We start from the raw sequence: 6433 nt of genomic DNA on the forward strand, positions 1-6433 counted from the left end.
GGGTAGGGCTTGTGGTGGTAAGGGCGCAACCACTGGTGATCTTCGATTGCGACGGGGTCCTCGTCGATAGCGAGCCCCTGTCCGTCAAGGTGCTGGTGGAACAGCTCAATCGCAAGGGCGTCGCGATCGACGAGACGCAGGCGTATGCGAGGTTTCTTGGCCGCAGTCTCTCTACTGTCGCGCAAATCCTGCATGACGACTACGATCACAGCATCGACGCCGCCTTTCTTAACGACCTGCGCCATGACCTTTACGACAGGTTTCGCCAGGAACTGAAGCCTGTCGCCGGAATCGCCGAAACCCTGGACGCGATGGATTGGCCGCGATGTGTTGCCTCGTCCAGCCAACCGGAACGCATCCGCCTGTCTCTCTCGCTGACGGGCCTGCTCGACCGTCTTGAGCCGCATATATTCAGCGCCACCATGGTTTCCAGGGGAAAGCCCGCGCCGGACCTGTTCCTCCATGCGGCGGAAGAGATGGGCGCGGATCCCTCTGCCTGCATCGTCATCGAGGATAGCCCGGCGGGCATCGAAGCGGCGAAACGGGCGGGTATGACTGTCTTCGCCTTTGTCGGAGGCTCGCATTCCGGCGTGCCCGGTTATCGCGACAGGGTCACCGCTCTCGTGCCCGATGCCGTGTTTGACGCGATGCCGGAATTGATACACCTTGTCCGCAAACATATGGAGGGTCCCGGAGGACGTCTTCCCCAAAGCGCAGTATAGGCGCGACAGGGTGCGTTGAACGGAATCCCGATGGGGCAGGGAACAGATCCTGATGCGTGATCACGTCGTTGCGGTCGATATCGGCACGGCAAGCGCCCGCGCCGGTGTCTTCGACCGGGAAGGGCGATCGCTGGCGAAGGCCAAGCATCCCATCGCGATGCAGCGTCCCCGGGAAAACCACGCGGAACATGATTCAGAGGATATCTGGCGTGCTGCCTGCGCGGCCGTGCGCGATGCCATGAGCGCGGCGGGCCTGGGGCCCGAGCGGATCGCGGCGATTGGCTTCGATGCCACCTGTTCGCTTGTCGTGCGCGATATTGATGGCGCGCAGATCACGGTCTCGACCGGTGGTGACAAGCGCTTCGACACGATCGTCTGGCTTGATCACCGTGCCATCTGTGAGGCGGGCGAACTTTCGGCCAGTGGCCACCATGCTCTCACCTTCTCAGGCTGCTCCCTGTCTCCCGAAATGGAAATGCCCAAGCTGATGTGGCTGAAGCGGCACCTGCCGCAGACGTGGCAGCGCGCCGGGTACTTCTTCGACCTTGCCGATTTCATGACATGGAAGGCGACGGGCTCGTCTGCCCGATCCCGCTGCACGCTGGCAGCGAAATGGAATTACCTGGCCCACGAGAACCCGAGCTGGCAGGCGGATTTCCTGTCGCTTGCCGGTCTGGAGGACCTGCTTGAACGTGGAAGCCTCTCGGAGAAAACCGCTCGCGTCGGTGAAAGCGTCGGCCACCTGACGACTGCCGCTGCTCGCGATCTCGGACTCGATACCGGATGCCGTGTGTCCGCGGGTCTCATCGATGCCTATGCCGGCGCATTCGGAGTGCTGGGTGGCATGAGCGAAGGACCGGAACTGGAGCGTGCCGTTGCGCTGATCGGTGGCACGTCGAGCTGTATCGTCTCCTTCCCTTCGGAGCCCAAGCCCGGTCGCAGCCTCTGGGGACCCTATTACGAGGCGGTACTGCCGGGCCGCTGGCTGGTCGAGGGCGGACAGTCGGCAACCGGCGCGCTGCTCGATCATATCGTCCGCATGCACGCCAGCGGTGGTGAGCCGACCGCCGAGCTGATCCGTCGGATTGTCGGCCGGGTCAACGAGCTGCGGGCGGAGCAGGCGGATGGCCTTGCAGCCCACCTTCATGTCCTGCCGGATTTCCACGGCAACCGCTCGCCGCTTGCCGACCCTGAAGCGACCGGGGTCATCAGCGGCCTGACGCTAGATAGCTCGTTCGACGGTCTTTGCCGTCTCTACTGGCGCACCTGTGTGGCGATCGCGCTTGGCATCAGGCATATCCTGGAGACGATGGAAGGGTACGGGTACCGGTTCGAGACCTTGCACGTCGCGGGCGGTCACGTGCACAATCCGCTCCTTCTCGAGCTCTACGCGGACGTGACGGGCTGCAAGGTCGTCATTCCGCAGACAGAGGATGCCGTGCTTCTCGGCACCGCAATGACCGCCGCTGCGGCCGGCGGTATCCATCCGACGCTGGTTGCGGCCGGACGCGCAATGGCTGCCGACGGTCGCGTACAGTTGCCGGACACCCTCTGGGCCGGGCAATATGACCGCGACTACCGCCGGTTCCTGGCAATGGTGCGGCACCGGGACGAGTTACACAGCATCGTCTAGCTGGCCGCTGCATCGACGCGGCACCTGTGGGAGAGCGATCCATGTACTACGCTATTCTGGCCTATCATGCGGAGGGAATTGTCGAATCCTGGAGTGAGGAGGAAGATGCGGCGCTTATGGCCGAACTGCTTGAGATCAACGACCGCCTCGTCCGGGAAAAGTCGCTGGGACCGGCCGCTCGCCTCGGTTCCACGCAACAGGCCGTGACCTTGCGTGGTAAAGGTGAAGGCATGGTCGTCGATGGACCCTTTGCCGAGACGAAGGAACAACTGCTCGGGTTTTATGTCGTGGATTTCCCCGATATCGACGCTGCTATCGCAGCGGCGCGCGACCTTCGCCGTGCCAACCCGACAGCTGTCTATGAGATCAGACCGATCTCTCTCTACCTGCCGGGAGCGTCCCTGGAAACCGGTGCGCAGAATTAGCGGGCTTGGTCAGGAGCTTGCCCCGCCCGTTGGGAAAACCTACATCTCCGCGACAACCGGAGACCTTCCATGATCATTGAAGCTGCTCGCCTTTCCCTTGGGAACCTCTTCGCGCCGGAAACGCGTTCCGTTTTCTGGAAGGTGCTGGGGCTTACGATCCTCGTGCTCGTCGGCTTGTGGCTGGCGTTGCGGCAGACGTTCGTCTCCGTTCTCTGGCCATGGTTCGGCATGTACCTTCCGGACGTGCCGGATTGGGCCGGATGGCTTACATTCGTGGCCGCGATCTTCGCCGGCATCGGATTGGCGCTGGCGCTGGCTCTGCTGATTGCACCGATTACCGCGCTGATCGCCGGTCTGTTTCTCGATGACGTTGCCGAGGTGGTGGAGAAGCGGGATTACCCCAACGATCCGCCCGGAACGGCATTGCCGTTCGGGCAGGCGATCGCCGGTTCCATCAAATTCCTCGGCGTCGTTATCGTTGGCAACATCATCGCCCTGCTGCTGCTCTTCATTCCGGGCGTCAACCTGATCGCCTTCTTCATGGTGAACGGCTACCTGCTCGGACGGGAATTCTTCGAATTTGCGGCCATGCGTTTCCGGTCGCCGCAGGAGGCGCGGGCCTTCCGGTCCAAGCACCACACCACGGTGTTTCTCGCGGGCCTGCTGATCGCCGGCTTTCTGGCCATCCCGATCGTCAACCTGCTGACACCGCTCTTTGCGGCGGGGCTCATGGTGCATCTGCACAAGAAAGTTTCCCGCCGCGACCCGGCATTCCAGATCGTGCCGGCCGCTGCGGATCGATGATCTGTTGATTGCTCGGCCCTGATCCCTTGCAACGGTCGGGTCAGCTATGGGAGAACGGGACATTCCCTTCCACGAAAGCCGTCTTATGCCGCAATCCGGTAACATCACCGCGCCGTTGTTCAATGCCGAGCGCTCAAACGATCCGCTGAAGGTACTGCGGCAGATCTATGGATACGATGCATTCCGGGGCAAGCAGGCAGGGGTGGTCGAGCGGGTCATAGCGGGGGGTGACGCGGTCGTTCTGTTTCCGACCGGCGCGGGCAAATCGCTGTGTTTCCAGATCCCGGCGCTTTGCCGGGATGGTGTCGGCATCGTGGTGTCGCCGCTGATCGCGCTCATGCGTGACCAGGTGGAAGCGCTGAAACAGCTCGGAGTGCGTGCCGCTGCGCTCAATTCCTCGAATTCCCCGGAGGAGTTCGCCGCCATCCGTCGCGCGCTTGCCGAGGGAGAGCTCGATCTTCTCTACGTTACGCCCGAGCGGATCGTGACGCCCGGCTTCAGGTCCATGATCGGATCGCTGCGGATCGCGCTCTTTGCCATCGACGAGGCGCATTGTGTTTCTCAGTGGGGGCATGATTTCCGGCCGGAATACCGCGAACTCGGCCATCTCGCGGAGATGTATCCCGGCGTGCCACGGGTGGCGTTGACGGCCACGGCCGATCCGCACACCCGCGAGGATATCATCGACCGGCTGGCGCTGCGCTCGGCCGAGGTGTTCACCACTTCGTTCGACCGGCCCAATATCGCCTATGAGCTGGTCGAGCGTGACCAGCCGCGCCAGCAGTTGCTGCGTTTTCTCTCTCGCCACACGGGATCGAGCGGCATCGTCTATTGCCTGTCCCGCGCCAAGGTGGAGGAAACGGCCGAATGGCTGAACGCGCAGGGCATCAACGCGCTCGCCTACCACGCCGGCATGGATCGCGCCGTCCGGGATGCCAACCAGGACGCTTTCCTGCGCGAAGAGGATCTCTGCCTCGTCGCCACTGTTGCCTTCGGCATGGGCATAGACAAGCCGAACGTGCGCTATGTCGCCCATCTCGATCTGCCGGGCTCGGTCGAGGCCTATTATCAGGAGACCGGGCGTGCCGGCCGCGACGGATTGCCGTCGGAGGTCTGGATGGCCTACGGGATGGCCGATGTCATCCAGCGCGGCCGGATGATCGACAGCGGCAATTCGGGCGACGACATCAAGCGCGTCGAGCGCGCCAAGCTGAACGCGCTTCTGGCGATCTGCGAGACCGCGGGTTGCCGGCGGCAGGCCATTCTGGCGCATTTCGGCGAGGCGCATCAGGGCGGCTGCGGCAATTGTGATACCTGCCTGAAACCCGTCGAGACATGGGACGGCACCGAGGCTGCGATCAAGGCGCTGGCCGCCATTTACCGCACCGGGGAGAGGTTCGGCACCGGCCATCTGATCGATGTCCTGCTGGGCAACGAGAACGACAAGACGAGCCGCTTCGGCCATGTCGACATGCCGGTCTTCGGCGCAGGCAAGGACCTGCCGCAAAAGACGTGGCAGTCCGTTTATCGCCAGCTCCTCGCGGCCGGCCTCGTCAGTGTCGATCATGAAGCCTTCGGCGCTCTGAAGCTCGGCGAGGATGCGCGTTCCGTCTTCAAGCGTGAGCGCGAGGTGCGCTTCCGCAAGGATCGCCCGAAGGCCGGCAAGGCATCGAGATCGGGCTCCTCTGCCGCTGCCGGCAGCCGCGCACTGCTTGCAGGCGACGATCTGGTGCTGTTCGAGGCGCTACGCCGCGTCCGGCTGGAAATCGCCAAGTCGCTCGAAGTGCCGCCCTACGTCGTGTTTCCGGATACCACGCTTGTTGCCTTCGCCACCAACCGGCCGACGAGCCACGAGGCGCTGCTCGCTATCTCTGGTGTCGGCCAGTCGAAGCTCGAACGCTACGGCGACGATTTTATCGAGGCTATTCGTACGCACGAGGGATAGGCGACGAGGGGTCAGGCCCACGCCGCCGCTCCATATTCAGGGCGTGCACAACTCAGGTCGGCAGCGCCGAGGCCTCGTACATTGCGGCGAATTCCGCGCTCGGCGGTATCGGCTTGATGATGTCGATCAGCACGCCGTTCGGGTCGGTGGTGATGAAATGGCGCTGGCCGAAATCTTCGTCGCGGATATCGAGCAGGATCGGCAGACCTGCAGACTTAAGACGCCCGTAAACTGCATCGACATCCTCCACCTCGAAGTTCAACAACAGGCCGGACACCTTGCCGCGTCCCGCCTGCGGGATCGTCTCGTGGCTGCCGTCGAGGATGGCGAGCGTCACTGTCGGGCTCTCCTTCGATTGCAGATGGACATACCAGTCCGTCTCGAACAGCGGTTCGAAACCGAAATGCTCGACATAGAAGCTGGCGGTCTGCTCCACCGCATCGGTCATGATGACGGGATAGTAGCTGGTAGCTTTCATGCTTTTTCCCCTTCAAGAAACAGGATACATTCATTCTGTATTTATATAATGATACATTCTGTTTGTATGTAAAGAGGTCGCATGGCAAGAAATACGCCGGAAGGCACGGAGGCAACCCGCACCGCCCTTATGGATGCAGCGCGATCGCTTTTTGTCGAGCGCGGATACGCGGAGACTTCCACCCCGGAAATTGTTGCGCGGGCACAGGTGACGCGGGGTGCGCTTTACCACCATTTCCACGACAAGCGGGCATTGTTCGAGGCAGTCGTGCTGCGGGAGGCTGTCGTGGTAGCGGAGGGTATCGAGGCCAGGTCCGCCAATGCCGCGTCGGCGCGCGACGCGTTGCTAAAGGGTGCGTCGGCGTATTTCGATGCGATGGCCGTGCCCGGACGGACGAAGCTCCTGCTGCGAGAAGCGCCGGCGCTT

Annotated in this window: 7 protein-coding genes; 6 read left to right on the plus strand and 1 reads right to left on the minus strand. The window is 62.7% G+C overall.

Translation table 11 applies throughout. From position 1 onward, the window contains the following. Positions 1–14 precede the first annotated feature (14 nt). The 5 genes from LH464_RS14585 (at position 15) to recQ (ending at position 5529) form a co-directional block, all read left to right on the plus strand. Positions 15–722, plus strand: coding sequence for an HAD family hydrolase (locus tag LH464_RS14585; RefSeq protein WP_226787125.1), 708 nt, complete (start codon positions 15–17; stop codon positions 720–722). Between the two features lie 52 nt (positions 723–774). Continuing rightward, the gene (locus tag LH464_RS14590) at positions 775–2355 is read left to right on the plus strand and encodes an FGGY-family carbohydrate kinase (protein WP_226787126.1); all 1581 of its coding nucleotides are present in this window, start codon (positions 775–777) and stop codon (positions 2353–2355) included. 41 nt (positions 2356–2396) lie between these two features. Continuing rightward, positions 2397–2780, plus strand: coding sequence for a YciI family protein (locus LH464_RS14595; RefSeq protein ID WP_226787127.1), 384 nt, complete (start codon positions 2397–2399; stop codon positions 2778–2780). Positions 2781–2849: 69 nt separating this feature from the next. Then, positions 2850–3584, plus strand: a complete 735-nt coding sequence (locus LH464_RS14600; protein ID WP_226787128.1) for a sulfate transporter family protein — start codon at positions 2850–2852, stop codon at positions 3582–3584. An 85-nt stretch (positions 3585–3669) separates the two neighbouring features. Then, on the plus strand, positions 3670–5529 hold the full coding sequence (recQ, locus tag LH464_RS14605) for a DNA helicase RecQ (RefSeq protein ID WP_226787129.1): 1860 nt from the start codon (positions 3670–3672) through the stop codon (positions 5527–5529). A gap of 52 nt (positions 5530–5581) precedes the next feature. Here the strand turns inward: recQ and LH464_RS14610 are convergent, their stop codons facing one another. Beyond that, a complete protein-coding gene (locus tag LH464_RS14610) occupies positions 5582–6007 on the minus strand; it encodes a VOC family protein (RefSeq protein ID WP_226787130.1) in 426 nt (141 codons plus the stop codon). 81 nt (positions 6008–6088) lie between these two features. Between LH464_RS14610 and LH464_RS14615 the strand changes: the two genes are divergently transcribed. Then, a partial coding sequence (locus LH464_RS14615) for a TetR/AcrR family transcriptional regulator (RefSeq protein ID WP_226787131.1) occupies positions 6089–6433 on the plus strand: 345 nt, incomplete at its 3' end.

Source organism: Pseudorhizobium xiangyangii, assembly GCF_020531965.1.
Lineage (GTDB): Bacteria > Pseudomonadota > Alphaproteobacteria > Rhizobiales > Rhizobiaceae > Neorhizobium > Neorhizobium xiangyangii.

Coding starts and splice junctions, on each gene's coding strand:
- LH464_RS14590 (WP_226787126.1), top strand. CDS start 775: ATGCGTGATCACGTCGTTGCGGTCGATATCGGCACGGCAAGCGCCCGC.
- LH464_RS14595 (WP_226787127.1), top strand. CDS start 2,397: ATGTACTACGCTATTCTGGCCTATCATGCGGAGGGAATTGTCGAATCC.
- LH464_RS14600 (WP_226787128.1), top strand. CDS start 2,850: ATGATCATTGAAGCTGCTCGCCTTTCCCTTGGGAACCTCTTCGCGCCG.
- recQ (WP_226787129.1), top strand. CDS start 3,670: ATGCCGCAATCCGGTAACATCACCGCGCCGTTGTTCAATGCCGAGCGC.
- LH464_RS14610 (WP_226787130.1), bottom strand. CDS start 6,007: ATGAAAGCTACCAGCTACTATCCCGTCATCATGACCGATGCGGTGGAG.